Genomic DNA, 2,422 nt, shown 5'->3' with positions numbered 1-2,422 from the left:
TCGAAACGCTCTCTGGGGCGGAAACGACTGCTCCGCCGATGTCGCGAATGACCTGGCTTCGTGACAAAGCCATCTGCACGACCGAAGCGAGTGTTAGCTCCCATGTTTCCCGTTGTTCCGGTGGCAAATGCACACTGTCAATGGGGACAGGATCGTTCGAAACGCAAGTGTATTTGACCTCCATCCACTGGGGATCAAAATTCGCAATCGAATCGTTGTCGGCCACAGCAATGAGTGTTGCCTGCGTGAGTTCGCGAGAGCGCATCCCGCACCCCGCCAACAATCCGACGTGACCAATGAAAATGAGGAGACATATCTTCGCTGCCAAATTCATAGTAACTTGAATTCGTAACACGGAAACCACGCCCCATCAGAACAGTTTGTCGTCCACTAACTAGGCGGGGCATCATTCCGATCGTGCGGCCCCCACAGGAAGTACAGTCGTCAAACTCATCGTAAACCGCATCTTTTTTCGGAAGCTGTGGTTTGGGACGGAGTACCATTGCGAACGGGTGTTGTCATTGGATCAAGCACTGCAAGTCTGCCGTGGACGTATCGATGTCCAATTGGACTTGAAGGAAGAAGGCGTGGCGTATGCAGATCAAATTGTCGCGGCCGTGAAAGTCGATGGCGAACCTGCACGCACGATCGAGGCAGTGCGAACCGTGGAACAATCGCGTCAGCTCAAAGAACGCTTGCCTGAAATGAAGACGCTAATTTTTCTGCGTCAGAAAAAGCAGCTGGATGCGTTTCTTACGGCGGACGTGAATTACTTACGACCCCAAATTGCCTGGATTGAAAATGACCCAACGCTACTGACTAAGATGCGTCAGGCTGGAGCGAAAATCCATTTCGATGCGACCACAGGAACACCAGAGAAAGTACTGCCGCTGCTAAAATATCATCCTGAATCTTTGTTGTGCGATGATCCCGGGCGTCTGGTCAAAACGCTTGCGCAACTACAGGCGAAGAAGTAATCGAGGAAGTAATGAAGCGATGACTGAAAATGAGATTGCCTCAGTTGTCGATGCGCGTTTCGAATGGCATCGAAATGCCTAATGTGTGTGGCTATCGATTCGAACCGCTGGTGCTGAGATGAACATCCCCGACCGTCGGTTCTGGGAGCTCCGAAACCATGACCGCCGTGTCAGGAGCCTTTCCAGAGTAAAAAGAGACGTAGTGGGTGTTCCCGATCACGGTGGCGTTCGCGTTGCCCGAGTCCCATGCAATCGGACTGCCGGTGGTGACGGCTTCCGAAGCAGGCCAATGCAGCGGATTGTCAAAGACGACGTCTGGTTCAACGACTCGGCGACGAAGGATTCCCCGGCCACGTTCGTAGTAATAATTGCTCAACAAACCGGTTTTGGAATCGAGGATCAGGCTGGGGGTCGAGGCAAGAATGTCGCCAATGTTGGTTTGCTCGCGAGTCCACGTGGCACCGTTATCCGTTGAAACCAGTTGGAATTGAGCTGGCCCGCTTTCCGTCCGCGCGATGGCAAGGATCCTGCCGTCGCCAAGGTAAACAGCGGAGGGTTCGGTGGGCCAGTCTGTTTTCATCAGCCCGGACTCGACAGGAGTCTGCGTCCAGGTGGCACCATCGTCGCTGCTGGTCATCATGCCCCACGAGTGAACCGCTTCGTCACTGTAGTTTCCTGCGAACCACAAAGCCATCAACCCAACCTCGGGGACCGAGAAGACGTCGGTAATCTGCATGGGTTGAACAGCGAGTTTCGGTGTTGCTACGAGCGTGAACTTCACCCCATCGGTGGTGCGGTAGAGGTCGTGATTCCAGTCCTTTCCGATGCGGCGCACCCAGAGCAGCATTGCCCCTGTGGAATCCAAGCCCTTCCCGACAGTGACTTCGCCGTAGCCGGGTGTGTTCGCGACGACTGTTTCCGCCGTCCACGTTTTTCCACCGTCGGTAGAAGTGCGTGCATACACGGCGCGGGCATCTTCGCCGATCGAATGCGCCGAGCCTCGACTGTAAGTACAGACCAGTTTCTCGCCGACGGCCTGAGTCATTGGCCAAGAGTTGTAGCCACTCACATCCTGCACGACATGAGCCTCCGCAAGAGCGCTTAACGGAGTCACCTTCACAACCGCCAGACCGGCGGGGCGGGTGGACGTGTCCCCGGGCAGGCCGGGCTCGCGCTGAATCCGCACCGTCAGAGGCGCATTGGGAACCACTTCGTAGTAGGACTCCAGTACGATCGTTCGAGAATGCAGCGGACCGGCGGGCAATGGTGTTCGCACGGGCTTGCCCAAAGCGTAACGCGCTGTGAACGGGGCATCCTCCACCATCTGCGATAAGTGAACCCGATAAACATCCTCCAGGTCAGGGTTTGTTTCCGCGTCCGTTGAGGTCACCACAATCTCGACCTTCACCGCGACGCACTCGTCGGGAAGTCCGTTGACAACGCCG

General features: G+C 55.7%; 3 protein-coding genes. 1 reads left to right on the top strand and 2 read right to left on the bottom strand.

The genetic code is table 11. The features are described from left to right. The coding region (locus ABX962_RS34755) for a hypothetical protein (RefSeq protein WP_372726242.1) at window positions 1-334 on the bottom strand (334 nt) is incomplete at its 3' end. 181 nt (window positions 335-515) lie between these two features. Between ABX962_RS34755 and ABX962_RS34750 the strand changes: the two genes are divergently transcribed. Beyond that, window positions 516-977, top strand: a complete 462-nt coding sequence (locus ABX962_RS34750) for a hypothetical protein (RefSeq protein ID WP_372726241.1) — start codon at window positions 516-518, stop codon at window positions 975-977. A 91-nt stretch (window positions 978-1,068) separates the two neighbouring features. Here the strand turns inward: ABX962_RS34750 and ABX962_RS34745 are convergent. Next, window positions 1,069-2,422, bottom strand: a 1,354-nt coding sequence (locus ABX962_RS34745) for a sialidase family protein (RefSeq protein WP_372726240.1), incomplete at its 5' end; no start/stop codon positions are given.

Source organism: Novipirellula sp., assembly GCF_041583735.1.
In the GTDB taxonomy this organism is placed as follows: Bacteria; Planctomycetota; Planctomycetia; order Pirellulales; family Pirellulaceae; genus Novipirellula.
The sequence above is the reverse complement of the archived record's forward strand: the minus strand, read 5'-3'. Positions and strand labels throughout refer to the sequence as shown.